Source organism: Mycobacterium sp. E3298, from assembly GCF_001666895.1.
Lineage (GTDB): Bacteria > Actinomycetota > Actinomycetes > Mycobacteriales > Mycobacteriaceae > Mycobacterium.
Genome location: NZ_LZJB01000281.1, coordinates 13,228 through 36,795, shown reverse-complemented (window position 1 = coordinate 36,795; position 23,568 = coordinate 13,228). Strand labels below are relative to the sequence as shown.

General features: G+C 68.9%; 21 protein-coding genes. 9 read left to right on the top strand and 12 right to left on the bottom strand.

Annotated elements, in window-relative coordinates; all coding sequences use genetic code 11:
- The first annotated feature begins 308 nt into the window (after positions 1 to 308).
- Positions 309 to 2,099 carry a thiamine pyrophosphate-requiring protein gene (locus A9X05_RS13315; RefSeq protein ID WP_067761087.1) on the top strand — a complete coding sequence of 597 codons (1,791 nt, stop codon included), beginning with the start codon at positions 309 to 311 and terminating at the stop codon, positions 2,097 to 2,099.
- Positions 2,100 to 2,114: 15 nt separating this feature from the next.
- Here the strand turns inward: A9X05_RS13315 and A9X05_RS13310 are convergent, their stop codons facing one another.
- The gene (locus tag A9X05_RS13310; RefSeq protein WP_067761089.1) at positions 2,115 to 2,765 is read right to left on the bottom strand and encodes a UdgX family uracil-DNA binding protein; all 651 of its coding nucleotides are present in this window, start codon (positions 2,763 to 2,765) and stop codon (positions 2,115 to 2,117) included.
- Positions 2,766 to 2,839: 74 nt separating this feature from the next.
- Positions 2,840 to 3,400 (bottom strand): hemerythrin domain-containing protein, encoded by a 561-nt coding sequence (locus A9X05_RS13305; RefSeq protein ID WP_067761092.1) that lies wholly within the window; start codon positions 3,398 to 3,400, stop codon positions 2,840 to 2,842.
- A gap of 147 nt (positions 3,401 to 3,547) precedes the next feature.
- Between A9X05_RS13305 and A9X05_RS13300 the strand changes: the two genes are divergently transcribed.
- Genes A9X05_RS13300 through A9X05_RS13290 form a run of 3 tightly spaced genes read left to right on the top strand, consistent with a single transcriptional unit; the run spans position 3,548 to position 6,609 of the window.
- Entirely contained in the window at positions 3,548 to 4,573 is a 1,026-nt protein-coding gene (locus tag A9X05_RS13300; protein ID WP_231978358.1) for a hypothetical protein, read from the top strand.
- 53 nt (positions 4,574 to 4,626) lie between these two features.
- Positions 4,627 to 5,631: a sensor domain-containing protein gene (locus A9X05_RS13295; protein WP_067781896.1), complete on the top strand. Its 1,005-nt coding sequence runs from the start codon at positions 4,627 to 4,629 to the stop codon at positions 5,629 to 5,631.
- A 9-nt stretch (positions 5,632 to 5,640) separates the two neighbouring features.
- Positions 5,641 to 6,609 (top strand): aldo/keto reductase, encoded by a 969-nt coding sequence (locus A9X05_RS13290; protein ID WP_067781893.1) that lies wholly within the window; start codon positions 5,641 to 5,643, stop codon positions 6,607 to 6,609.
- Here the strand turns inward: A9X05_RS13290 and A9X05_RS13285 are convergent.
- The 5 genes from A9X05_RS13285 to A9X05_RS13265 all read right to left on the bottom strand — a co-directional run bounded on the left by A9X05_RS13285 (position 6,606) and on the right by A9X05_RS13265 (position 13,511).
- Positions 6,606 to 7,373 carry an SDR family oxidoreductase gene (locus A9X05_RS13285; protein ID WP_082954751.1) on the bottom strand — a complete coding sequence of 256 codons (768 nt, stop codon included), beginning with the start codon at positions 7,371 to 7,373 and terminating at the stop codon, positions 6,606 to 6,608. The genes A9X05_RS13290 and A9X05_RS13285 overlap by 4 nt on opposite strands.
- Before the next feature lie 91 nt (positions 7,374 to 7,464).
- Positions 7,465 to 9,219, bottom strand: coding sequence for a sensor domain-containing diguanylate cyclase (locus A9X05_RS13280; protein WP_067781887.1), 1,755 nt, complete (start codon positions 9,217 to 9,219; stop codon positions 7,465 to 7,467).
- A 122-nt stretch (positions 9,220 to 9,341) separates the two neighbouring features.
- On the bottom strand, positions 9,342 to 11,492 hold the full coding sequence (gene glgX, locus A9X05_RS13275; RefSeq protein WP_067781884.1) for a glycogen debranching protein GlgX: 2,151 nt from the start codon (positions 11,490 to 11,492) through the stop codon (positions 9,342 to 9,344).
- Positions 11,493 to 11,561: 69 nt separating this feature from the next.
- A complete protein-coding gene (locus A9X05_RS13270; RefSeq protein WP_067781880.1) occupies positions 11,562 to 12,743 on the bottom strand; it encodes a zinc-dependent alcohol dehydrogenase in 1,182 nt (393 codons plus the stop codon).
- Positions 12,744 to 12,803: 60 nt separating this feature from the next.
- Entirely contained in the window at positions 12,804 to 13,511 is a 708-nt protein-coding gene (locus tag A9X05_RS13265; protein WP_067781877.1) for a GAF and ANTAR domain-containing protein, read from the bottom strand.
- 312 nt (positions 13,512 to 13,823) lie between these two features.
- Here A9X05_RS13265 and A9X05_RS13260 point away from each other — a divergent pair, with 312 nt between their 5' ends.
- Positions 13,824 to 15,134, top strand: coding sequence for an NAD(P)/FAD-dependent oxidoreductase (locus A9X05_RS13260; protein WP_067781875.1), 1,311 nt, complete (start codon positions 13,824 to 13,826; stop codon positions 15,132 to 15,134).
- Between the two features lie 5 nt (positions 15,135 to 15,139).
- Here the strand turns inward: A9X05_RS13260 and A9X05_RS13255 are convergent, their stop codons facing one another.
- Both A9X05_RS13255 and A9X05_RS13250 read right to left on the bottom strand, forming a co-directional pair.
- Entirely contained in the window at positions 15,140 to 15,673 is a 534-nt protein-coding gene (locus A9X05_RS13255; protein WP_067761114.1) for a DUF1360 domain-containing protein, read from the bottom strand.
- A gap of 73 nt (positions 15,674 to 15,746) precedes the next feature.
- Positions 15,747 to 16,109, bottom strand: coding sequence for a helix-turn-helix transcriptional regulator (locus A9X05_RS13250; RefSeq protein WP_067761115.1), 363 nt, complete (start codon positions 16,107 to 16,109; stop codon positions 15,747 to 15,749).
- A 145-nt stretch (positions 16,110 to 16,254) separates the two neighbouring features.
- Here A9X05_RS13250 and A9X05_RS13245 point away from each other — a divergent pair, with 145 nt between their 5' ends.
- Together A9X05_RS13245 and A9X05_RS13240 are read left to right on the top strand one after the other, a co-directional pair.
- The gene (locus A9X05_RS13245) at positions 16,255 to 16,704 is read left to right on the top strand and encodes an Hsp20/alpha crystallin family protein (RefSeq protein WP_067761176.1); all 450 of its coding nucleotides are present in this window, start codon (positions 16,255 to 16,257) and stop codon (positions 16,702 to 16,704) included.
- 88 nt (positions 16,705 to 16,792) lie between these two features.
- Positions 16,793 to 17,473: a PAS and ANTAR domain-containing protein gene (locus A9X05_RS13240; protein ID WP_067761117.1), complete on the top strand. Its 681-nt coding sequence runs from the start codon at positions 16,793 to 16,795 to the stop codon at positions 17,471 to 17,473.
- Here the strand turns inward: A9X05_RS13240 and A9X05_RS13235 are convergent.
- Entirely contained in the window at positions 17,468 to 18,844 is a 1,377-nt protein-coding gene (locus tag A9X05_RS13235; RefSeq protein ID WP_067781873.1) for a wax ester/triacylglycerol synthase family O-acyltransferase, read from the bottom strand. The genes A9X05_RS13240 and A9X05_RS13235 overlap by 6 nt on opposite strands.
- 108 nt (positions 18,845 to 18,952) lie before the next feature.
- Here A9X05_RS13235 and A9X05_RS31035 point away from each other — a divergent pair, with 108 nt between their 5' ends.
- Complete coding sequence (locus A9X05_RS31035; RefSeq protein ID WP_156670279.1) at positions 18,953 to 19,105, top strand: hypothetical protein; 153 nt, start codon at positions 18,953 to 18,955, stop codon at positions 19,103 to 19,105.
- 25 nt (positions 19,106 to 19,130) lie between these two features.
- The gene (ppsA, locus tag A9X05_RS13230) at positions 19,131 to 21,551 is read left to right on the top strand and encodes a phosphoenolpyruvate synthase (RefSeq protein WP_067781871.1); all 2,421 of its coding nucleotides are present in this window, start codon (positions 19,131 to 19,133) and stop codon (positions 21,549 to 21,551) included.
- 16 nt (positions 21,552 to 21,567) lie between these two features.
- Here ppsA and A9X05_RS13225 read toward each other — a convergent pair whose 3' ends face one another.
- Both A9X05_RS13225 and A9X05_RS13220 read right to left on the bottom strand, forming a co-directional pair.
- The gene (locus tag A9X05_RS13225; protein WP_067761125.1) at positions 21,568 to 22,476 is read right to left on the bottom strand and encodes a 3-oxoacyl-ACP synthase; all 909 of its coding nucleotides are present in this window, start codon (positions 22,474 to 22,476) and stop codon (positions 21,568 to 21,570) included.
- Positions 22,460 to 23,563, bottom strand: a complete 1,104-nt coding sequence (locus tag A9X05_RS13220; protein ID WP_067761178.1) for a 3-oxoacyl-ACP synthase III family protein — start codon at positions 23,561 to 23,563, stop codon at positions 22,460 to 22,462. Before A9X05_RS13220 ends, A9X05_RS13225 begins: the two co-directional genes overlap by 17 nt.
- Positions 23,564 to 23,568: the final 5 nt, after the last annotated feature.

Sequence of the window (23,568 nt, the reverse complement as noted above, 5' to 3'; positions counted from 1 at the left end):
CCACGACTCGCTCGACCCGACCATGGCGTAAGAGGGGCTTGGGCTACGTCGGAAACGGCGCACCGCAAGGCTTTTAGCCGAATAAAGCCGACCGGCGGCGCGTTCACAGGAAACCCGACGAATAACGGCGGCGATCGTGGGTATGCCCGTCGTGTGGGAAGCGCTTCAGCCTGCCCATTCACGTCTGACTGCGGTCGAAACGGACGGCCGTGGGCCTTCGCAGCAAACCGCACGCCCCCGTGGCTTCGGCGTCGGCCGGCGTAGCTAGCGAATCGTCATCGAAAACCGTCTGTCTAGGAGGAACACCAATGGCTAAGCAAGAGGTCTCGGACTACCTGCTGGAGCGACTGCGGGCGTGGGGCGTTGAGCACGTCTTCGCCTTCCCGGGCGACGGCATCAACGGGATCCTCGCCGCATTCGGCCGCGCCGACAACAAGCCCATGTTCATCCAGTCGCGGCACGAGGAGATGAGCGCATTCGAGGCGGTGGGCTACGCGAAGTTCACCGATCGAGTCGGGATCTGCATGGCCACCTCGGGTCCGGGGGCGATCCATCTGCTCAATGGCCTGTACGACGCCAAGCTCGACCACGTTCCGGTGGTGGCCATCGTCGGACAGACCAACCGCAGCGCTATGGGCGGTTCCTATCAGCAGGAGGTCGACCTGCTGAGCTTGTTCAAGGATGTCGCGAGCGACTACGTCCAAATGGTCACCGTGCCAGAACAATTGCCCAATGTGTTGGATCGTGCCATCCGGGTGGCGATCGCTCAGCGCGCGCCGACGGCCATCATCATCCCGTCGGATGTGCAGGAACTTCCGTATTCGCCGCCCACGCACGCGTTCAAGATGGTGCCCTCCAGCCTTGGCATCGAGTGGCCGGCGGTCGACCCCGAAGACGCGGCGGTGCGGCGGGCGGCCGACCTGCTCAACGCCGGCAAGAAGGTTGCCATGCTGGTCGGCAACGGCGCGAGCGGGGCCCGCGACGAGCTGATCGAGGTCGCCGACCTACTGGGGGCCGGCGCGGCCAAGGCGTTGCTGGGTAAGGACGTGCTGAGCGACGAATTGCCTTGGGTGACCGGCTCGATCGGACTGCTGGGGACACGGCCGAGCTACGAGCTGATGCGGGACTGCGACACGCTGCTGACGGTGGGCTCCAGCTTCCCCTACACGCAGTTCCTGCCGCAGTTCGATCAGTGCCGCGCGGTGCAGATCGACATCGACGGCCGCTTCATCGGCATGCGCTACCCGTATGAGGTCAACCTGGTTTCGGACGCGAAGTCGGCACTGCGGGCGCTGATCCCGCACCTGCGGCGCAAGGACGACCGCAAGTGGCGCGAGACCATCGAATCCAACGTGTCCCGCTGGTGGGAAACGATGGAGATGGAGGCGAAGGTCAGCGCCGACCCGGTTAACCCGATGCGGATGTTCTCCGAGCTGTCCCCGATGCTGCCCGACGACGCCATCGTCACCGCCGATTCCGGCTCGGCGGCCAACTGGTATGCGCGCCAATTGAAGTTCCGCGGCAACATGCGCGGCTCGCTGTCGGGCACGCTGGCCACGATGGGCCCCGGCGTGCCGTACGCGATCGGCGCGAAGTTCGCTCACCCGCGGCGGCCGGTCATCGCTTTCGTGGGTGACGGCGCGATGCAGATGAACGGCATGGCCGAGCTGATCACGATCAAGCGCTACTGGCAGGAGTGGGGCGATCCGCGGCTGATCGTGGCGATCCTGCACAACAACGATCTCAACCAGGTCACCTGGGAGATGCGCGCAATGGCCGGATCGCCGAAATTCGCCGAGTCCCAAAACCTTCCCGACGTGGACTTCGCCGCGTTCGCCGCGAGCCTGGGCCTGAACGCGATGGCCATCAAGGACCCCGAGGAACTCGGGGACGCGTGGCGCAACGCGCTTTCGGCGGACCGCCCCACCGTGTTGGACGTGTTCACCGATCCCAACATGCCCCCGATCCCGCCGCACGCCACCTGGGATCAGTTCAAGGCCGCCACCACGGCGGTGCTCTCGGGTGACGAGGACCGAGTCGGCTTCGTCAAGGTCGGCCTCAAGACCAAGGCGCAGGAATTCATGCCGCACAAGAAGTGACGACGCTTCGCCGGCTCAGAGGTTGGAGCCGGCGCTGCGCAGGTCGTCGACGAACAGCCGGTAGGCCTCCTCGCGTCCATCGCTGCGGTCGCGCAGCACGGCCGACGGATGCACCGTCGCCACCACGGCCGGCTCGGGGTCGACGTCGACGACGGAGGAGGGCAGCCGCAACTGCTGGCCGCGCTGGGCGGAGACCCGAAAGTCGGTGCCCAGCAAGGATTGTGCCGCGGTCGCGCCGAGGCACACGACGACGTGCGGCCGCACCGCCTCGATTTCGGCGATGAGCCAGGGCCGGCAGGCGACCACCTCGGTGCGTCCCGGCTTTTGGTGGATCCGCCGTTTGCCGCCCTTGCGGGTGAACTTGAAGTGCTTGACCGCGTTTGTCTCGTACGTCAGCGAGGGATCGATGCCGGCGTCTTCCAGGGCGCGCGCGAGCAGCCGCCCGGCCGGCCCGACGAAGGGCTCACCGGCGCGGTCCTCCTGGTCGCCCGGCTGCTCGCCCACCAGCATGATCGGTGCGCCGGGATGTCCGCGGCCGAACACCGTCTGGGTGGCGTCGGCGAAAAGCGGGCAGCCCCGGCAGCATTCGGCCGCGGCCCGAAGCGAATCCAGGCCCCGCTGCTCGGGCAGGTAATGCTCGGCCCCCGGTGCCTTGGTTGCGGTCATGGTGCTCCCTTGCCTACCCGACGGGGCTGGGGCGCCCCCACCCAGGTCGTGCGGGGGCGCCCCATCGAGTCGTGCTAGCCCTTGCCGACGATGGCGTCGCGGGCCCGGTCGAGCATCGCCGCGAACGGTCCCGCGGCCAGGTTGGCCGCCTGCGACTCGACTCCGGCGTGCGGCCGGGTGGGCGCGATCGCCTCGGCGAGCTTGGCCGCGCGGCCCATCCGCTCGAGCTCGTCGCCGCTCAATTCCTGGCCCAGCTTGGAGAATTCGTCGTGCTCCTCGTGCTCGGCGTGCGCGACGACCGCGTCGCGCAGCTGAGTCAGCAGGCTGGTGAACTCCGCGCTGTCCACGTCGAGCTTCTCCAGCTTCTGCAGGACCGTCTTGGCCTCGTGCTCTTCGTGCAGTCGCTCGTCGACCACCGCGGCGCCGTCGGAAAGCTTCCGCTTGGCCCGCGGGTGCACGATTTCCTCCTCGGCGGTTTCGTGGACGGCGAGCAGTCGGCGCAGTTCGACGAACGCCTTTTCGCGTTCTTTGCCCGACGCCGCCAGGGTTTCGGCGAACAACGATTTGATCTGCTCGTGCTGACTGACAAGAAAGTCGACCACATCGGTGGGCGACGTGATGGCGCTCTGAGCCATGATGTCCTTCCCATTTGTTCCGCGCGCGGGCTGTTGCGCGCTTCTGTTCGGCTACCCGACGAATTCGGCGACCAAACGGTACGGCCGTGCACCAGTGGGTAGTTCCTCATCAAGTCGCGAACGAGGAGAACGATGGTGACAACCGGAATGCGCAGTCGGGCGGCGATCCTGGGCGCGCTGGTCGTGACGGCCGGCTGCGCGGCGCCGGGGGCGTCGCTGGAAAGCGCGCCCAACGTGGTGGTGTGGTCGGTCGCCGCGCCCCTGCGCGGGCCGGTGTGGTCGTATCGGACGCACGCCCTCGTCGCGCTCACCGGCGACCGCCGGCTGGCCGAGGTGACCGCCGGTGACCGCCCGGGCGACGCCAGGACGCGGCTGTCGGCGCCCGTGGCGGCCGGACGCAACCTGCAGATCAGCCAGCGGGACGACCGGATCGTGTTCGTGCCGCAGCCCGAGCGCGGCAGGGTCGCCGAGGTCGACCTCGAAAGCCTGCGCCAGATCGGCGATTTCGACGCCGGGCCCGCCCCGGCGTATCTGTCCGAGGACGCCGGGTTGCGCACGCTGCTCGCGCTGTCGGCGGACGGAACGACGGTGACACCGGTGGATCAGCACGGTGATCGCAAGCTACCCACCGCCCGGATCGCCGGCGATCCCGCGGACACCATCGACGGCGCCAATCGCGGCCGCGAGATCGATTACCACGCCTATGCGCCGTCCGGAATCCGCCATTACCAAGGCTCTTCGTCACCTCCGGCGGAGCGCGGGTCGTTGGGTATCGACGTCGCGGTGTCGGCGGGCGACGGCACCGCGGTGACGCGCAGCTACGTGGCCGGCCACGACGACGCCACGCTCTACGCCGTGGATTCCCGCCGGGGCGGGGAGGGGCTCACGGTGCTGGCCAGCACCCGGCTGCGCTCCCCGATCCGCGAGTTGGGCACCGACGACACCCGGATCTACGCCGCCACCGACCACGAGGTGGTGGTGCTGGAGACGGCGAGCTTCACCGGCTTCCCGGCGGGGACGATCCCGGTGGTCCGCGCGATCGGCTACCGGGCGGGGCTGCCGCCCGCGGCCCAATCCGCGCCCCTGTCGGGCATGGCGATCGGGCCCCACCGGGTGTACCTGACCCTCGCCGACGTGCCCTACGTGGTCAGCGTCGCCAAGCCGCGCCTCTGACGCCCGGGCTTCGGCTACATTTCGGGCAGGTTGGCCGGTAAGGAGGCGCTGGCGTGACCAACCCGCAGGACCCGTATTGGCAGAACCCCTATACCTACGACCCGCTCGGCCGGGTTCCGCCCGCGCCGTCCCCGGTGGAACCGCCGCCCGTCCTGGCGCCCCCGCCCGCGGTGCCCTATCGGCCGCCGGTCAACGTGCTGGCGACGCTGTCGCTGGTTTTCGCATTCGTGTTCGCGCCCGTCGGGGCGGTCCTGGGCCACGCCGGACTGGCGCAAATCCGCCGCAGCGGGGAGCTCGGCCGGGACCGCGCCCGTGTCGGGCTGGCGCTGTCGTACGCGTTCATGACGCTCGCCGTGGTCGCCGTCGTCGCGTGGGCCACCTTGGGCGCGACCCCGTCCACCCAGACCGCCGCGCCCGCCACCACCACCGGCGCGGCGCCCCCGGCGCCCCCTGGTCCGGTCGCGCCGGACGCCCTGGCGGCGCTGCTGCCCGGCGCCGACGCCCTGCGCAACATCACGTCCGATCAAAATCTCGAGGCCGGCCAGACGTGGGACAGCCTGGGCCGATCCAGCGCGGAGGGGGCCATCGACCGGCCGGAATGCTGGGGCAGCATCGCGCCCGGAACGCCCGACGCCTACGCCGGTGCCGCCGTCACCGGATACCGCGCAGCGGAGTTCCGCGACTCGCGCAGCTTCCTGAAGTCCACCCAGGTGATCGAGGCGGTCGTGGCCTTCCACGACCCGGCCGCCGCCCGGGCACAGCTGGCGGCGTTGCTCTCCGGATGGCGCCAATGTGGCGGCTCGACCGTGACGCTCACACCCCGCAACGGGGAGTCGCTCACGTTTTCGGTCGGCGCACCCGCCGACGCCGGCAACGGCGTCACCACCCAGGATCTGACGCCCCGGGGAGTGCAGATCCGCTCGGCCCGCGTCATCGCGGCCAAGGCCAACGTGATCGTCGACCTGATGGTGTCCTGCAGCGGCACGACGGACGGCGCTCAGCCGCGGCAGGGCGGCCTGGGCATCGCCACCTACGTGCTGGGCAAGCTGCCTGGCTAGGGTGGGCCTATGAGGTATGTCGACGTCGACGGAGTGGGCCGGGTCAGCCGGATCGGCCTGGGCACCTGGCAATTCGGGTCACGGGAGTGGGGCTACGGGGAGGGCTACGCGTCCGGCGCCGCGGGCGAGATCGTGCGCCGCGCCCTGGCTTTGGGGGTGACGCTCTTCGACACCGCCGAGGTCTACGGGCTGGGCAAGAGCGAGCGGATCCTCGGCGAGGCACTCGGCGACGGGCGCGCCAGCGTCGCCGTCGCCAGCAAGATCATGCCGGTGGCGCCGTTCCCCGCCGTGGTCAAGCAGCGGGAGGCCGCCAGCGCGCGGCGGCTGGGCCTCGACCGCATCCCGCTCTACCAGATTCACCAATCCAACCCGTTGGTTCCGGACACGGTGATCATGCCGGGCATGCGCGACCTACTCGACGCCGGCAAGATCGGCGCGGTCGGCGTCTCCAACTACTCGCTCGCGCGGTGGCGGAAGGCCGACGCCGCGCTCGGTCGGCCGGTCGTCAGCAACCAGGTGCACTTCTCGCTGGCCCACGCCGGGCCGCTGGAGGACCTGGTGCCCTTCGCCGAGCGGGAGAACCGCATCGTCATCGCCTACAGCCCGCTCGAGCAGGGGCTGCTCGGCGGCAAGTACGGCCTGGACAACCGGCCCGGGGGCATCCGGGCGCTGAACTCGCTGTTCGGCACCGAGAACCTGCGCCGGGTCGAGCCGCTGTTGCAGACGCTTCGCGACGTCGCGACCACCGTCGGCGCCAAGCCGGCCCAGGTCGCGCTGGCCTGGCTGATCAGTTATCCGGGTGTCGTCGCCATCCCCGGCGCGTCCAGCGTCGAGCAGCTCGAGTTCAACGTCGCCGCCGCCGACATCGACCTGCCCCCGGACGCCCGCGAGGCACTCACCGGGGCCGCCCGCGCCTTCCGGCCGACCTCGGCCGGGCGTTTCCTGACCGACCTGGTTCGCGAGAAGCTGGGCCGCTAGGACTGCGCGGAGTCGGCGAACGCGGCGGGGCTGGCCGGTGCGCCCCGGGCCACCACCACCGGCATCGAGGTCGCGGAGTTGGTCCGCAGGATGGTGTGCACGACGTCGACCAGGTCCTCGACGGGCATCAGCTTTCCCGGCATGCAGCCGCGGGACGCCCACAGCGGGACGGCCTTCATGGCGAGGTCCATGTCCCAGCCGATGTTCATGCCCGTCGCCGCGTCCCCCTCGCCGCCCGGGCACTCGCCGACGATGAAGGTGGTGAACCCGATGTCGGGATGCTCGGCCCGCCACGCGTCCACCATCCGCTCGAGGGCGGCCTTGCTGACGCCGTAGGCGCCCAGGCCCGGCCACGGCGGCCCGAAGGTGCCCGCGTCGGAGGACAGGTAGACCGCCTTGCCGGCGGAGACCGTCAAGTGCGGCAGCGCCGCGGCGGTCACCAGCGCGGCGCCGATCACGTTGGTGTCGAAGATGCGCCGCCAGGTGGCGGCATCGGTGTCGACCATGCGGACCAGCGGGCCGACGGCCGGGGTGTAGACGATGTTGTCGATGCCGCCGAGGGCGTCGGCGGCGGAGGCGATCGCCGACCGGCACGACGCCTCGTCGGTGACGTCGCATTCGATGGCGACCGCGCCCGGGCCGGCCTCCTTGGCCGCCGCCTCGATGCGCTCGCGGCGCCGGGCCAGCAGCGCGACCTGATCGCCCCGCTCGGCGAGGCCGACACCGATGCAACGACCGAGCCCGCTGGAGGCGCCCACCACCACTGTCCTTGACATATTTGCCCTCTCTTGTAACGAGCTGCCGTCGGCAAAAACCTACCGGATAGCACCCGGCGCATGTCGATGGCTGGGCGGCCTAATTCCGGACGACGGTGTTCCGCTCCCCAAATTTGGCCTGGTACATGGCGGCGTCCGCCCGGGCGGTGACCGCGTCGACGGTATCGCCGGGAAGGGCAAGCGTGGCGCCGATGCTCAGAGTGGCGGAAATCGTATTGCCGGACACGCGGATGGGTTCGGCGGCCCGGCAGCGAATCTTCTCGGCGATCCGGGCGAGCTCGTCGATGTTGCGGACGCCGGGCAACAGGGCGAGGATTTCGTCGCCCCCGGTCCTGCCGACGGTGTCGCCACGGCGAACGCTTCCCCGAATCCGCGCTGCCACGGTCGCGAGCACGAAGTCCCCGATCCCGTGTCCCCAGGTGTCGTTGATTTCCTTGAAATGGTCCAGGTCGCAGAACAAGACGCCGACATAGGTCCCCGCCGGTTGCGGTTCCTCGAGCGCGGCGGCGAGCCGGCCGAGCGCCTCGGCACGGTTCACCAGGCCGGTCAGGGTATCGAACCGGGCGAGCCGTTCCAGTCGCTGCTCCGCCTTCACCTGCTCGTCGACGATGCGCACCGCGGCGATCATGCCGTCGGTGTTGCCGTCGGCGTCGACGTACGGTTTGCCGTGGCTCTCGACCCAATGGTATTGACCGTCGGCGGAGCGAATTCGGAACCGTTGCACGACCGATTCGCCGGCGGCGACCCTGCCCACAGCGTCGGCGACCGTCTCGATGTCCTGCGGATGGATGTGGCGGTTGAAACCTGGGCCGATCCACCCGTCCGGCGGGCGGCCCAGCGCGGCCTCCACGGACGGCGACACCCATACGACCTCGTCACCGCGAAGGAGCACGACGATGTCCACCGCGTTGTCGGCGAGGATGCGGTAGCGCGCCTCGGCCTCGGCGCGCTCGGTGCTGGCCAGCTCCTTTTCGATCAGCAGTTTCTGCTCGTTCTGGATGAACACGAAGGTGATCACCCCGACGACGAGGGTGCCCAGCAGGATCGAGAAGGTCCACTCGGCGTGCGGTCCGACCCCGAGCCCCAGGAAGATCGGCCGCGATACCGCGACGACGACCGGAAGCGCGGCGAGCAGGCCGGCCAGCCGAAGCAGCGACTTCCGGTCGGGGCGCGCGAGCAGCCAGGCGACCGGGAACCGGTCGGGGCGCGCCAGCGCCGTCGCCGCGGCGACCAGCAACAGCGCCGACGCCGTCATCAGTGCCTGGCCGGTCGAAGGCGAGGTGCCCACCAGCGCCAGCGCGTCGAAGAGGTAGGCACCGACCGTGACGAACGGGATGGCCCCGCCGGCGGCGGTGCACGCGGGCCGGACCACGCGGGTCCCGCGATCCACTCGGATCAGGCCGGTGGCCGCCGCCAGGAACAGCGCCGACACGCCTGTCTGCGGGCTCGGCCGCCCCGGCCAGCTCCATCGTGACGCACGGACCGCGTCACCGAACCACACCTGGTCGAATCCGGACGACGGCCTGCCGGTGGCGTACTCCGCGAGCACGATCACGGCGAGGGCGCCCACGACCAGCGCCAGTCCTCGCCCGGCCCACGCGCGCCCCCGCGAGGGGCTACCCGACTGGAGCAGAATCGCCGCACCCAGCCCCGCCAGCCACGCGCCCGTCCATGGCATCATCTCCGGCCAGGTCGGGTGGATGCGGGTCAGCCGGTCAACACCCGTCGCCCAGCCCACCCACGTCATCGTGGCGAGGGCGAACACCATCAGCAGGGCGATCCGCCGGCACCAGGCCACGTCGTTCAGGCACGCCTCGGGGCTCCGCCCGTCCATCGGCTGCCCCTTCCTTCCCCCAACGGCGCGCACCCGACAGTGTGCGCGGATCGACGGCCGATGCCCGAGGGCACAAGGTAATCAATCCATGGGCGAAAGGTCCCCCGGCCACCCGGGCGGGATCAGCCCCCGTCCGGGGCCTGCAGCACCACGGCCGTGTGCGCGTCCACGGTGAGCGTGCCCCCGCCGGGCACCTCCTCCGCGGGCGTCTCCTCGTCGGGGCCGGTGAACACCACGAGCTGCCAGGCGGCGCCGAATTCCTTTGGCGGCAGCGTGAATTCGATCGCCTCGTAGTGCGCGTTGAAGCAGAGCAGGAACGAGTCGTCGAGCACCCGCTGGCCCCGCGCGTCGCGGTCGGGGATACCGTGCCCGTTGAGGAACACCGCGACGGATTTCGCGAACCCCGCGCCCCAGTCCTCCTCGGTCATCTCGGTGCCCTCGGGGGTGAACCAGGCGATGTCGGGCAGCCCGTCCTGGCCGCGGCGGCCCAACGGCTTGCCGGAGAAGAACCGGCGCCGGCGGAAGACCGGATGGTTGGCGCGCAGCGCCGACACGACGCGGGTGAACTCCAGCAGGCCGTTGTCGGCCTTCGACCAGTCGATCCAGGTGATCTCGTTGTCCTGGCAGTACCCGTTGTTGTTTCCGTTCTGCGTGCGGCCCAGCTCGTCGCCGTGGCAGATCATCGGCACGCCCTGCGACAGGAGCAGCGTCGTGAGGAAGTTGCGCTGCTGGCGGGCGCGCAGCGCGTTGACACCCGGGTCGTCGGTGGGCCCCTCCGCGCCACAGTTCCACGACCGGTTGTGGCTTTCGCCGTCGTTGTTGTCCTCGCCGTTGGCCTCGTTGTGTTTCTCGTTGTAGGACACCAGGTCTCGCAGCGTGAACCCGTCGTGGGCGATGACGAAGTTGATCGACGCGACCGGGCGGCGCGCGGTGTGCTCGTAGAGGTCGGCCGATCCGGACAGCCGATAGGCGAACTCGTCGAGGGTCGACGGCTCCCCGCGCCAGAAGTCCCGGACGGTGTCGCGGTACTTGCCGTTCCATTCCGTCCACTGCGGCGGGAAGTTGCCCACCTGGTAGCCACCCGGCCCGACGTCCCACGGCTCGGCGATCAGCTTGACCTGGCTGACCGTCGGATCCTGTTGCACCAGTTCGAAGAACGTGGCCAGCCGGTCGACGTCGTAGAACTCGCGGGCCAGCGTCGACGCGAGGTCGAAGCGGAAGCCGTCGACGTGCATCTCGGTCACCCAGTAGCGCAACGAGTCCATGATCAGCTGCAGGGCGTGCGGGTGACCGACGTTGAGGCTGTTGCCGGTCCCCGTGTAGTCCATGTAGTAGCGCTTGTCGTCGTCGACGAGCCGGTAGTAGGCGGCGTTGTCGATGCCGCGCATCGACAGCGTCGGGCCCATGTGGTTGCCCTCGGCCGTGTGGTTGTAGACGACGTCGAGGATCACCTCGATGCCGGCCTCGTGCAGCGCCCGCACCATGGCCTTGAATTCCTGCACCTGGCCGCCGGGCGAGGTCGAGCTGGAGTACTTGAAGTCCGGCGCGAAGAACCCGATCGTGTTGTAACCCCAGTAATTCGACAGGCCCTTGTCGACCAGGGTGGAGTCGTTGGCAAAGTGGTGCACGGGCATCAGCTCGATCGCGGTGACGCCCAGGCTCTTGAGGTGCTCGATGATCACGGGGTGCGCCACGCCCGCGTAGGTTCCGCGCAACTGCTCGGGCAGGTCGGGGTGGGTCTGCGTCAGCCCCTTGACGTGAGCCTCGTAGATGACCGTGTCGGCGTACTGGTGGTCCGGCGGCCGGTCGTTGCCCCAGTCGAAGTAGGGGTTGATCACCACCGACTTGGGCATGAACGCGGCGGAGTCGTCGTCGTTGCGGCTGTCCGGGTCGCCGAAGTTGTAGCTGAACAGGGCCTGGTTCCACTCGAACGATCCGTCGATGGCCTTCGAATACGGGTCCACCAGCAGCTTGTTCGGGTTGCACCGCAAGCCGTTCGGCGGGTCGTACGGGCCGTGCACGCGGTAGCCGTAGCGCTGGCCGGGTTCGATGTTGGGGATGTAGGCGTGCCAGATGTAGCCGTCGATCTCGGGCAGCGGGACCCGGCTCTCGGTGCCCTCGGCGTCGAACAGGCACAGCTCCACCCGCTCCGCGACTTCGCTGAAGACGGCGAAATTGGTGCCCGCCCCGTCGTAGGTGGCGCCCAGGGGGTAGGCGCGGCCCGGCCACACCTCTCCGGTGGGCGTGGGGGCGATGGCTTCTGCGGATGTCATGGCGCAATCAATACCCTACCGGGGCCTCCCCCAAACGGTGGTTCGGAAGGCCTTGCAGCAAAACGATTTTCAGGGCCGTAACATGACCTTCACCGCCCCGTCCTGCTTCTTCTGGAAGATCTCGTAGGCGTGCGGGGCCTGGTCCAGGGGCAGCACGTGGGAGGCGAACGTGTCGACGCCCAGCGGGTCGTCGTCGGTCAGCAGCGGCATGATGTCGTCCACCCACCGCTTGACGTTGGCCTGGCCCATCCGCAGGGTCACCTGCTTGTCGAACAGCGTCAGCATCGGCAGGGGGTCGGCCATCCCGCCGTACACACCGATCAGCGATATCGTCCCACCGCGGCGGACGATGTCGATGGCGGAGTAGAGCGCGCTGAGCCGGTCCACGCCGGCGGTCTGCATCAGCCGCTTGCCGATGAAGTCCGGCAGCATGCCGGTGGCCTGCTGGGCGAACTTGGCCGCCGGGGATCCGTGCGCTTCCATGCCGACCGCGTCGATGACGGAGTCGGAACCCCGCCCGTCGGTCAGGTCCCGGATCGCGTCCCCCAGCGAGCAGTCGAGTCGCCCCAGGTCGATGGTGTGGATGCCGCGCTGCGCGGCGCGGCCCAGGCGCTCGGCCACCAGGTCGGCCGCGATCACCCGATAGCCGAGGTGGTCGGCGATGCGCGCGGCCATGTCGCCGATGGGGCCCAGGCCGAGCACGGTGACCGTCCCGCCGTCGGGGATGTCGGCGTAGGCCACCGCCTGCCAGGCGGTGGGCAGCACGTCGGACAGGTAGACGAATCGCGAATCCGGCGGGCCCACAGGGACTTTGATGTGGGTGAACTGCGCTTGCGGGACGCGCAGCAGTTCGGCTTGCCCGCCGGGGACCTCGCCGTAGAGCTCCGAGTAGCCGAACAGCGCAGCTCCCATGCCCTGCTCGCGGACCTGGGTGGTCTCGCACTGGGTGTAGAGCTGCTGGTCGCACATGTAGCAACTGCCGCAGGAGATTTGGAACGGGATGACCACCCGGTCGCCGACCCGCAGGTCACCGGTTTCGCCACCGACCTCGCGCACGATTCCCATGGGTTCGTGCCCCAGGATGTCCCCGGGTTTCATGAACGCCCCGAGAATCTCGTACAGGTGCAGGTCCGACCCGCAGATGTTGGTCGAGGTGACTTCGATGATGGCGTCGGAGGGCTTCTCGATCTTCGGGTCTGGAACCGACTCCACCCGCACATCGCGCTTCCCGTGCCATGTAACAGCCTTCATGCGCGTGGCACATACCCGCTCGGCGGGGGGCGAAACGCCGCGGCCCCTCGTCGCACAGCGTCAGCGGTGCGGACGCTTGAGGGGATGCTCGTTCTCGATCAGCGACTTCGCGATGTCGGTGAGCCGGGTGTTGGATTTCTGCGACAGCCGGGTGAGCAGCTCGAAAGCCTCGACGGCGTCCAGATTGAACCGCTCCATGATGATTCCCTTGGCCTGACCGATCATGTCCCGCGAAGCCAGGGCACTGCGAAATTGGTCTTGCCGGCGCAACATCGACCACGCCAGCGCGACGTGTGTGGCAAAGACGGCGCCCAACTCCACGGAGTCGTCGTGAAACGCGTACGGGGAGTCGGAGTAGAAGTTCAGCGCGGCCATCGTGCCGTGGCCCACGAACAATTCGTAGGACAGGATGGACCGGATCGGCGTCTGCTCGATCGCGTACCGCCGATACCGCGGCCATCGTTGGTCCTCGGCGAGGTCTTCGACGTGCATCAGGTGGTGCCGCCAGGCGGCATCCAGGCACGGTCCCTCGCCGTAGCGGTTCTGGATGGCGTCCAGCAGGATCGGGTAACGATGCGTCGCGGCCACGTTGATGACGGACTTGCTCCGCTCGGCCAGCGTGATGCCGGCGTACTGGCAACCCGCCACGTGCAGGACGCCGTTGTCGATGAGTTGATTCAGGCCCGCGGTGGTATTGCTTTCCCGGCGCTCGAGGCTGGACACCAGTTCGGCCAGCTGGGTGACCACCGCCGCACTGCCGTCTTGCACAGCACCCCCTTTCGATGGCCTGCCCTTTGGCGGCCCCCGGCAACGAATCCGCGCAGGCCGAGTGCCGAGGGCCACGCCTCGCTCATTCAAGCGTGCGAATGGAAATTCGGTGCGTCAACCCACAAAACGAAGTCTAGGTGCCAGAATACGAAGCGCAACCAAGCGGCGGCGCTCGGCGACCACCGTGCGAATAACCTTCACCAGGTTTGCCTGCACGTAACACGTTGGCATTGAACAGTTTTCGTCGCGGTCGTCGACGTTCGCGCGGCGACGCCCCGGATCTTCGCGGGACGCCGTCCTACACTCGGCTTGGTGACCTCAATCGTGATCGTTGGCAGCGGCTTCACCGGATTCACCTGCGCGCACCGTCTGGCACGCATTCTGCGGCGACGGCGCGAGCAGGTGGACATCACGATCATCTCCCCGGTGGATTACATGCTCTACACACCGTTGCTGCCGGACGTCGCCGGCGGGGTCGTGGACGCCCGCTTCGTCGCGGTCCCGCTGGCCAACAGCCTCAAGGGTGTGCACGCGGTACGCGGGCGCGTGGACGGCGTGGACTTCGATCGGCGGACGCTGACGTGGTGCGATCCCGAGGAACGCAACCACACCATGTCCTGGGACCGGCTGGTGCTCACGCCGGGTTCGGTGACGCGGTTGTTCGACGTGCCGGGGCTGGCAACCTGCGCGCGCGGGTTGAAGACCACCGCCGAGGCCCTTTACCTGCGAGACCATTTCGTGGAGCAGCTCGAGCTGGCCAACATCGAGGACGACCCGCGGGTGGCGGCGGCCCGGCGCACGGTCGTCGTGGTCGGCGCCTCCTATTCGGGCACCGAGCTGGTGGCGCAGCTGCGGGCGCTGGCCGACGCGGCGGCCAAGCAGATGCGGTTCGATCCCGCCGACGTCAAGTTCTTGCTCCTCGACCTGGCGGAGCAGGTGATGCCGGAAGTGGGCAAGAAACTGGGTGACGCCGCGCAGAAGGTACTTCGCCGGCGCGGCATCGACGTCCGGCTCGGCGTGACGCTCAAGGAGGCGCACGCCGATCACGTTGTGCTCAGCGATGATTCGCGCATCGAGACCCGCACGATCGCGTGGGTGACCGGTGTCACCGGTGCACCGCTGATCCAGGAGCTGGGCTTGCCGACCGAGCGGGGCCGGCTCAAAGTCGGTGCGGATCTGCGCGTGCCGGAGCAGCCGGACGTGTTTGCGGCCGGTGACGCCGCCGCGGTTCCCGACCTGACCCAGCCCGGCAAGATCACGCCGCCGACCGCCCAGCACGCGACCCGGCAGGGCAAGGTGCTGGCCCGCAACGTGGCGGCCAGCCTCGGGTACGGCAGCCCCAAGGAGTACAAGCACCGCAATCTGGGCCTGGTGGTCGACCTGGGACCGTGGCAGGCGGTGGCCAACCCGCTGAACATCCACCTGTCCGGGCTGCCCGCGAAATTCGTCACCCGGTCCTATCACCTGTACGCGATTCCGCGGGGGGTCAACCGATGGGCGGTGTCGCTGGCCTACCTGACGGACCTGCTGTTCGACCGGTCGGTGGTGTCCATCGGGCTGGCGTCCGAGGAGGACGCGCAATTCGCGGCCAGCGAGGGCATCCCCATGCCGAAGACCGGCTGAACCCCTCAGCCGGCCGCCTGCTGCGCCCTGGCGTAGGCGAGCTGCAAGAAGTCGGCGCCGGTCAACACGGTGAAGACGCCCGCCACCAGGCGGGTGAACCGCGGCGCGAACACCAGGCCGATCGCGAAGCCGGTCGCCACCCACATGTCCAGGCAGAACGGGCAGGTCAGCAACTCCCCCAGGCTGTGCCGAAGCGGGCTTTCGTCCCGAACCTCCTCCATGACCTCCGCCGGGCCGCCGCTGCCGGCGAAGCGGGTGAAGGGCGCCCGCAACGGGCTCGTCACCGCGTCCTTGGTCAGGGTGCGCGAGAGCTTGTGGGTGCCGAGGGTCACCGTGACCAGGTCCTGGATGCGCCAGCGCGTCGGCAACGTGCGCCCGGTGAGCAGCGCGGCCACGGTCGCGACCCCCACCACGGCGCCGTAGATCGCCAGCACCACGAGGTAGCCGCCCAGCGGCCGCGGCTCGTCGCCCCGGTACTCGTCCGCTTCGCGCCGCGCTTCGTCGACCACCTGGGCCTTGGCCTCCGCCACCTCTGCCATTGCCGCTCCTTCACTAGGGACAGCTGGCTGGGTACCCGATGTCGGTGAACGCAATCGGCGGACGGCGGGCGCCTCACGCGTCCTGGCGCGCGGACCCCCCGTTTTTCGCGGCCTTGCGCAGCGTCCGGTTGGTGGACTGCAGGTCGGTATTGGCCGCCGAGAGCGTCGCGTTGTGGTCCTCGAGCTCCAGGATCCGCGCGATGCCGGCCAGGTTGACGCCGGCGTCGACCAGCTCGCTGATGCGCTTGAGCCTGGTCAGGTCGTCGGCGCTGTAACGCCGCGTCCCTCCATCGCTTCGCGCCGGCGTGACCAGCCCGTACCGCTCGTACAGGCGCAACGACTGCACCGCGATGCCGGAAAGTTCGGCGGCCACCGAGATGCCGTATACGCCGTGATCGGGCGCCGGGGCGCCGAAATCGCTGCGTTGGTCGGTCATCACGCGTCTCCCCCAGAACTCACGGGCTCAGAAAATCTATCTATCACACTTGCGCCATTGTGTCGATAGTGCTATATCAAATCTATGTCATTGGACATAGGTAATTGCCAGACCACAGCCTAGATTGGAGTGAGAGGTGACCACCATGCTGATGCGTACCGATCCGTTCCGTGACCTCGACCGCTTCGCCCACCAAGTGTTCGGCACCGCCGCCCGGCCTGCGGTGATGCCGATGGACGCCTGGCGCCAGGGCGAGGAGTTCGTCGTCGAGTTCGACCTGCCCGGCATCAACGCCGACTCGCTCGACATCGACATCGAGCGCAACGTCGTGACCGTGCGGGCCGAGCGGCCTGCCCTGGACCCCAACCGGGAGATGCTCGCCACCGAGCGCCCCCGGGGCGTGTTCAGCCGGCAGCTGGTTCTCGGCGACAACCTCGACACCGACAAGATCGAGGCGTCCTACCGGGAAGGCGTTCTGCGCCTGCGTATTCCGGTGGCCGAACGTGCCAAGCCGCGCAAGATCACCGTCGGCCGGGGCGACACGCAGACGGCCATCGACGAGAACGCCTCGCACCGCGAGGTCATCAACGCCTGATCGCCCGGCTGGGCGGCGGCTCGATTCCGGGTAGCAGACACGGGCCGCCGCCCATCGCCGGCCCAACGGCAGGAAAGCCGGGTGCGAGATGAAGTGGGAACTCGACGGTCAAACGGTTGACGTCGAACGGGCGTTGGCCGGTGGCTCCGCGCAACCGGCCGGCTGGTTCCGCTTCTATTTCACCGATCAGCGCTGGGAGTGGTCGGAGCAGGTGCAGCGGATACACGGCTACGAGCCGGGCACCGTCACGCCCACCACCGAACTGGTGCTCTCGCACAAGCACCCGGACGATCGCGGCCAGGTCGCGGCCACCATCGACCAGATCGTGAACACCCGCCAGGCGTTCAGCACCCGCCACCGGATCGTCGACACCGGCGGCAACGTGCGCCACGTCGTCGTCGTGGGTGACCGGTTCTTCGACGACGACGGGGATGTGGCCGGCACGCACGGGTTCTACATCGACGTCTCCCCGGCGACCGGACGGCCGGATGAGGAGCTGGTCAGCGCCAGGCTGGCCGAGATCAACGAGAACCGGGCCGGCATCGAACAGGCCAAGGGCATGCTGATGCTGGTCTACGGCATCGACGCCAACGCGGCCTTCGAGTTGCTCAAATGGCTTTCGCAGGAGGCCAATATCAAGCTGCGGCCGCTTGCCGAGCAGATCGCCGAGGACTTCCGCGGCGCCGGAGGGCGCCTCGACGCCCGATCGGAATTCGACCATCTGTTGTTGACCGCGCACGAGCGCGCCGCCCAACGCAGCCGGTCATGACGACTTGCGGCGCCTCTTGCGGGCGGCCGCCACCAGTTGCGCCATGCCCTCCTCGATGCCGGCGGCGAGCGCATCGATGTCGGGTGCGGTGTCGTAATCGGCGGTGATGCCGAAAACGAACGTGTCGGCGTAGCTGAGCATCGCGACGCCGGTGCGCACCTGTAGGGCGATCGGCGGGATCGGCAACAACTCCAGCACCCGGCGGCCCATAAGCCGCTGCCGGCTCCGTGGACCGGGCACGTTGGTCGCCAACGCCACCACCGCCCGCTGGGGTATCCGCGAGAGCAGGCGAATGGCCCACGCGGACAGCGCGAATGGGGTGCGCTTGGCCGCCACCACCATTGCGCTGCCACCCTCGCTCTGCCCGCTGGCTTTGGCGTGGCTGAGTCGATCGTGCACCAGCTTGAGCTGCCGCACCGGGTCCTCCTCGTCGACCGGCAACAACGGCAGCATTGCCGACACCCGGTTGCCCGCGACGTTGAAGTGGTCCACGGCGCGGACCGAAACCGGCACGAGGGTGCGCAGCGAGTCGCGGCCCGGGCGCTCCCCGCGCGCCAGCAAGACACCGCGGTAACTGTTGGTGATCGCCGCCAGCGCAACGTCATTCAGCGTGACCCCGAAGGCCCGGGCCACCTTGTGCATGTCGGTCAACCGGGCGCGGGCCGCGCTGTACCGCCGCATCGTGGTCACCGGCCCGTGCAGCGACGAATCGGGGGCGGGATGCAGCAGCCCCGCCGCGAGCTCGGCCGCGCCGATCGCCGCGTGTTCCGCCGCGGTCACCGCAGCGAATGCGCTGCGGCCGATACCGCTCGCCCAGCTCAACGGGTTGAGGTTCACCTTGGCGGGCCCCGACCGGGCCGACAACCTGGCAGCGCCGACGTCGGCGGCGAACGTGTCGCCGTCGCCGTCGTCGCTGAACTTCGACAGCAGCTGCGTGGTGGCGATGCCGTCGGCGATGCAGTGGTGAATCTTGGTCAGCACCGCCCATCGATTTCGGCTGAGCCCCTCGATGATCCAGCACTCCCACAGCGGGCGCTCGCGATCGAGCCGGCGCTCCATCAGCGACGCGATCAACTCGAACAGCTCCGCGTCACCACCGGGATGTGGCAGCGCGATGCGGTGCAGATGGCGCGCGAGGTCGAAGTGCGGGTCATCCACCCAGTTCGGCGGGCGCAGGTCGAGCGGATGGGTCCGCAGCACCTGCCGGCACCGCGGGATCGTCGCGACCCGTTCGGCGAACGACGCGAAGAACTCCTCGTACGTCGGGGCCGGCCCCTCCACGATCGACACCCCGCCGACCGCGAGGCTCACGTGCGGATCGGAATCCTCGACCTCCAGGAAACCGGCATCCAGGGCGGTCAATTGCTCCATGGTGCTACTTTCCGCGCCGCAATGCGCTGCTGGCAGGGCCGTAAGTCCCCAAGTACTGAGGCCAAACGGCGGCTGTGGCCTCGTGCCCCCGGGCATATCGTGAGGCGGGTGACGGGAGATCAATTGAGCAGCGAGGCAGATGCTTTCGCCGCCCGCCCCGGCCTCACCGCGCCGCCCGCCCTTCTGCACGCGCGGCCGCGCATGGGCTCGGCCCGCGACCGCCGCCCGGTCCACGCCTGCCGCATCGACGAAGCGCACTGATGCAACCCACCGAAGGAAGAACACCATGAGCGATTTCACCTACGTCCGCTTCTTCGAAGAGATCGGCATCTCCGACGTCCCGCTCGTCGGCGGGAAGAACGCCTCGCTCGGCGAGATGTTCCAGAAGCTGACCGGACAGGGCGTGCGGGTCCCGCATGGGTTCGCGATCACCGCCGAGGCCTACCGGCACATGCTGGACAGCGCCGGCGCCTGGGACGCGCTGCACGCCGCGCTCGACGACCTCGACCCCGACGACGTCACCGCGCTGGCCCGCAAGGGCAAGCGGGCCCGCGAAATCGTCTACGGCGCAGGGCTTCCCCCGGAACTCGCCGCCGAGATCACCGCCGCCTACCGGCAGCTGCAGGAGGAATACGGCGAAGACGTCAGCCTGGCCGTGCGCAGCTCGGCGACCGCCGAAGACCTGCCGACCGCCAGCTTCGCCGGCCAGCAGGAGACCTTCCTCAACATCAAGGGCACCGAGAGCCTGCTGGACGCCTGCCGCCGGTGTTTCGCGAGCCTGTTCACCGACCGGGCCATCCACTACCGGATCGACCAGGACTTCGACCACTTCAAGGTGGCGCTGTCGATCGGCGTCATGAAGATGGTGCGCTCCGACCTCGCCTCGTCCGGGGTGATGTTCACCCTGGACACCGAATCCGGCTTCCACGACGTCGTATTCATCACCGGCGCCTACGGGCTCGGCGAGAACGTGGTCCAGGGCGCCGTCGACCCCGACGAGTTCTACGTGCACAAGCCGACGTATCAGGCCGGCCACCGGGCGGTGCTGCGCCGGCTGATCGGGGACAAGGCGGTCAAGATGATCTTCGTCGAGGGCGAGACGAAGAACACCACGCGCAACATCCCCACGCCGAAGGCCGACCGGGCCCGGTTCTGCGTCACCGACGACGACGTCCTCGAGCTGGCCGGCTACGCCTGCGCCATCGAGGGCCACTACGGGCGGCCGATGGACATCGAATGGGCCAAGGACGGTCTCGACGGGCGGATCTACATCGTCCAGGCGCGCCCCGAAACCGCGGCCTCCCAGCGCAGCCAGACGATGATCGAAAGCTACGTGCTCGAGGGCAAGGGCGCCGAACGCAAGGAGGTGCTCGCCGAGGGCCGCTCGGTCGGCGAGAAGGTCGCCACGGGCATCGCCAGGCGGATGGACAACCTCGGGAAGCTGTCGGAGTTCCAGCCCGGCGACGTGCTGGTCGCCGACATCACCACGCCCGACTGGGAACCCATCATGAAGATCGCGGCGGCCATCGTCACCAACCGCGGCGGGCGCACCTGCCACGCGGCGATCATCGCCCGCGAGCTCGGCATTCCCGCCGTCGTCGGCGCGGGGAACGCCACCACGACCGTGCCCGACGGCGAGCTCGTCACGGTGTCGTGCGTGGAGGGCGACACGGGGCGGGTCTACCGCGGCGAGTTGGGCTTTCGCGTCGACCACACCGAGGTGTCCGATCAGGAGCGCCCGCAGACCGAGATCATGCTCAACCTCGGCAACCCGGACCTGGCGTTCAAGACGTCGTTCCTGCCGAACGACGGCGTGGGACTGGCCCGGATGGAGTTCATCATCAACGAGTACATCCGGGTGCACCCGCTGGCCCTGCTCCACCCCGACCGGGTGGACGACCCCGAGGCCCGGCGTACGATCGACACGCTGACGTACGCCTATTCCGACGGCGCCGAATTCTTCGTCGAGCGCCTGTCGGAAGGGATCGGCACCATCGCCGCCGCCTTCTGGCCCAAGCCCGTCGTCGTGCGGATGTCGGACTTCAAGACCAACGAGTACGCCAGCCTGGTCGGCGGCAGCGGCTTCGAAGCGGCCGAGAGCAACCCGATGATCGGCTTCCGCGGCGCCTCGCGCTACGCGCACCCGGCCTATGCCGAGGGATTCGCGCTGGAGTGCCGGGCGATGAAGCGGGTGCGCGAACAGATGGGGCTGACCAACGTCGTGCTGATGGTGCCGTTCGTGCGCCGGGTGGCCGAGGCGGACCTGGTCCTGGCCGAGATGGCCAAACACGGTCTGCGCCGCGGGGAGAACGGGCTCAAGGTGTACGCGATGTGCGAGATCCCCAACAACGTCATCCTCATCGACGAGTTCGCCAAGCGCTTCGACGGGTTCTCCATCGGATCCAACGACCTCACCCAGCTGACCCTCGGGGTCGACCGGGACAGCGAGATCGTGGCCTTCGACTACGACGAACGCGACGCGGGAGTCAAAGAGATGATCCGTCTGGCCGTGGAGGGCTGCCGCCGCAACGGGATTCACTCCGGGTTGTGCGGTCAGGCGCCGTCGGACTACCCCGACATGGCCGAGTTCCTGGTTCGCTGCGGCATCGACTCGATCAGCCTGAACCCCGACGTGGTGGTCAAGACCACCCGGCAGATCCTGGACCTCGAGCGTGCGGTGCAACGGCCGAGCGTCACGCCAGCGTGACGCAGGAGCTCGAGCGTCACGCCAGCGTGGCGCTTGAGGCGTCCCGCGGTGGCTGGCGATAGAGGGCGGCGCCGGCGACGACGTCGGCCCCGGCCGCGACGAACAGGACCCGCGCTCCCGACGGCAACCGCTCGGCCCGCGCTCCGAACGCGGCGGCCAGGGCGGCGGTGTGCATGTGTTCGTCGTCGGCGACGCTGATCTCCTCGACCGGCACGCCCAGCCGGGCGCCCAGCGCGGCGCGGTATCCGGGACGGGCGGGGGCGGCGACGATCGCGTCGACGTCGGACAGGCGCACCGATTGCTCGGCAAGGCACGCCGACACCGCCCGACCGGCCGCCGCGGCGAACCGCTCGTCCATCGCCGCCGACTCGGAAAACCGCAGGACGTTGCGTGAGTCGGCGAAACCAACTGTAGCGCTGAAGGTTTCGTCACCATTTTCGCTGTGGTCGTTCACCCAGGACACCCGGCTGAGGCCGTAGTCGCCGTCGGACCAACCACACAGCATCGCCGCGCCGGCGCCCGAGAATCCGAAGTGCTCGCTCATCCCGTGGCCGGGGTCGGCGTCGCTGGCGACCACCAGCGCGCGCCGGATGGCGCGGCTGCGCATGAAGCCGTCGACGATCTGCAGCGCAGTCAGGAGCCCGCACGTGCCGTTGGCGATGTCGAAGGAGAACGTGCCGTGGGCGCCTGCGTGCGGATCCTCCGGGTTGGCGCCGATGTCGTCCTGGATCAGCGCGGCGAGCGCCGGCTCACCGAGGTTGCGGTCGCGGTAAATGCCTGCGTTGATGACGAGGTCGAGGTCTTTCGCCTCGCATCCGGCCCGCTTCAGGCAGTCCTTGGCGGCGACGACGGCCAGGTGCAACGCGCTGTGGCGCCCGCGCAGCCGCGGGTGCGAGACGTCGATCCGATCAATCACCGTGCCCATAGCGGCTCACCACATCCTCGTCCAGGGTCAACAAGACCACACCGATTTCCAGCCCGGAGGCCAACGCCAGCAACGCGATTCGCTCTCCCGGCTTGATTCGCCCGGCCTCGAGTTCCTCGACGAGCGCCACCGTGTGGGTCGTCGAGGCGGTGTTACCGTAGCGGTCGACGGTGATCACCGCGTCGTGGCGCGGGCTGTCGCCGAACACTTCCGACATCCGGGCCATTCCCTTGCGGATCGCGCGCGCGGACGTCTGGTGGGTGATGACGTGATCGATGTCGTGGATCGAAAGGCCAACGGTGTCAAGCACTTCGCTCAGCAGCAGCGGAGTGTTGGCTATCGCGGCCTTCTGGATGGCGCGGGAGTTGGTGAACATGCGCGCGCCCGGGTCGTCGCCCTGCGGATACGCCAGGCAGAGCCGGCTGTAGTCGGCCACGGTGGTGAAGCCCGCCAGCGCGATGCCGGCCGAACCGGCCGGCGCCCGCTCCAGCAGCAGCGCCGCGCCGGCATCGCCCAGGGTCAGGCAGGCCAGCTCCTTGCTCATGATGTTGCGGATGTGCCGGGCGGCATTGTTGGAGAGCTGCGAGATGTACTCACCGCTGACGACGAGCCCGCGCTCGACGACGCCCTGGCGAATCCAGTTGTTCAAGATCGTTACGCCCGTGAGCATTCCGGCGCACGCGTTGGACACGTCGAACGTCATCGCGTTCACCGCCCCGATCCCGCGCGCCACGGCGCTGCTCATGGTCGGCTCGAGCCACTGGGTCAGCCCGTCGCGGAACTTGGTGATGCTGCAGCTGATCACCACGTCCAGCGCCGCCGGATCCTGCTGCGCGGTGGCCAGGCAGTTCAGCGCCGCCGAACTGGCCAGGGTGTAGGAATCCTCATCGCCCACCGACACCCGGCGTTCGCGGATCCCGGTCAGCCGTTCCAGGTCGATGTGGGTGCGGTGGCGGGTGGATGCCATCAGCTCGTCGGTCGTCAGGTGGGTGCCGGGCAGATGCCGGCCCGCGCCCGCGACTCGCGCGACGAAGGGAGCCTCACCGCCCTCCCCGTTCGTTTCCATCACCAGCCAGTGCCGAGTCATCGATG

What these genes read in the sequence shown, in the direction of transcription:
- A9X05_RS13315 (WP_067761087.1), top strand. Translation starts at nt 309, where the DNA reads ATGGCTAAGCAAGAGGTCTCGGACTACCTGCTGGAGCGACTGCGGGCG.
- A9X05_RS13235 (WP_067781873.1), bottom strand. Translation starts at nt 18,844, where the DNA reads ATGGAGCAATTGACCGCCCTGGATGCCGGTTTCCTGGAGGTCGAGGAT.
- A9X05_RS13280 (WP_067781887.1), bottom strand. Translation starts at nt 9,219, where the DNA reads ATGGACGGGCGGAGCCCCGAGGCGTGCCTGAACGACGTGGCCTGGTGC.
- A9X05_RS13310 (WP_067761089.1), bottom strand. Translation starts at nt 2,765, where the DNA reads ATGACCGCAACCAAGGCACCGGGGGCCGAGCATTACCTGCCCGAGCAG.
- glgX (WP_067781884.1), bottom strand. Translation starts at nt 11,492, where the DNA reads ATGACATCCGCAGAAGCCATCGCCCCCACGCCCACCGGAGAGGTGTGG.
- A9X05_RS13300 (WP_231978358.1), top strand. Translation starts at nt 3,548, where the DNA reads ATGCGCAGTCGGGCGGCGATCCTGGGCGCGCTGGTCGTGACGGCCGGC.
- A9X05_RS13245 (WP_067761176.1), top strand. Translation starts at nt 16,255, where the DNA reads ATGCTGATGCGTACCGATCCGTTCCGTGACCTCGACCGCTTCGCCCAC.
- ppsA (WP_067781871.1), top strand. Translation starts at nt 19,131, where the DNA reads ATGAGCGATTTCACCTACGTCCGCTTCTTCGAAGAGATCGGCATCTCC.
- A9X05_RS13240 (WP_067761117.1), top strand. Translation starts at nt 16,793, where the DNA reads ATGAAGTGGGAACTCGACGGTCAAACGGTTGACGTCGAACGGGCGTTG.
- A9X05_RS13270 (WP_067781880.1), bottom strand. Translation starts at nt 12,743, where the DNA reads ATGAAGGCTGTTACATGGCACGGGAAGCGCGATGTGCGGGTGGAGTCG.
- A9X05_RS13290 (WP_067781893.1), top strand. Translation starts at nt 5,641, where the DNA reads ATGAGGTATGTCGACGTCGACGGAGTGGGCCGGGTCAGCCGGATCGGC.
- A9X05_RS13250 (WP_067761115.1), bottom strand. Translation starts at nt 16,109, where the DNA reads ATGACCGACCAACGCAGCGATTTCGGCGCCCCGGCGCCCGATCACGGC.
- A9X05_RS13220 (WP_067761178.1), bottom strand. Translation starts at nt 23,563, where the DNA reads ATGACTCGGCACTGGCTGGTGATGGAAACGAACGGGGAGGGCGGTGAG.
- A9X05_RS13225 (WP_067761125.1), bottom strand. Translation starts at nt 22,476, where the DNA reads ATGGGCACGGTGATTGATCGGATCGACGTCTCGCACCCGCGGCTGCGC.
- A9X05_RS13305 (WP_067761092.1), bottom strand. Translation starts at nt 3,400, where the DNA reads ATGGCTCAGAGCGCCATCACGTCGCCCACCGATGTGGTCGACTTTCTT.
- A9X05_RS13255 (WP_067761114.1), bottom strand. Translation starts at nt 15,673, where the DNA reads ATGGCAGAGGTGGCGGAGGCCAAGGCCCAGGTGGTCGACGAAGCGCGG.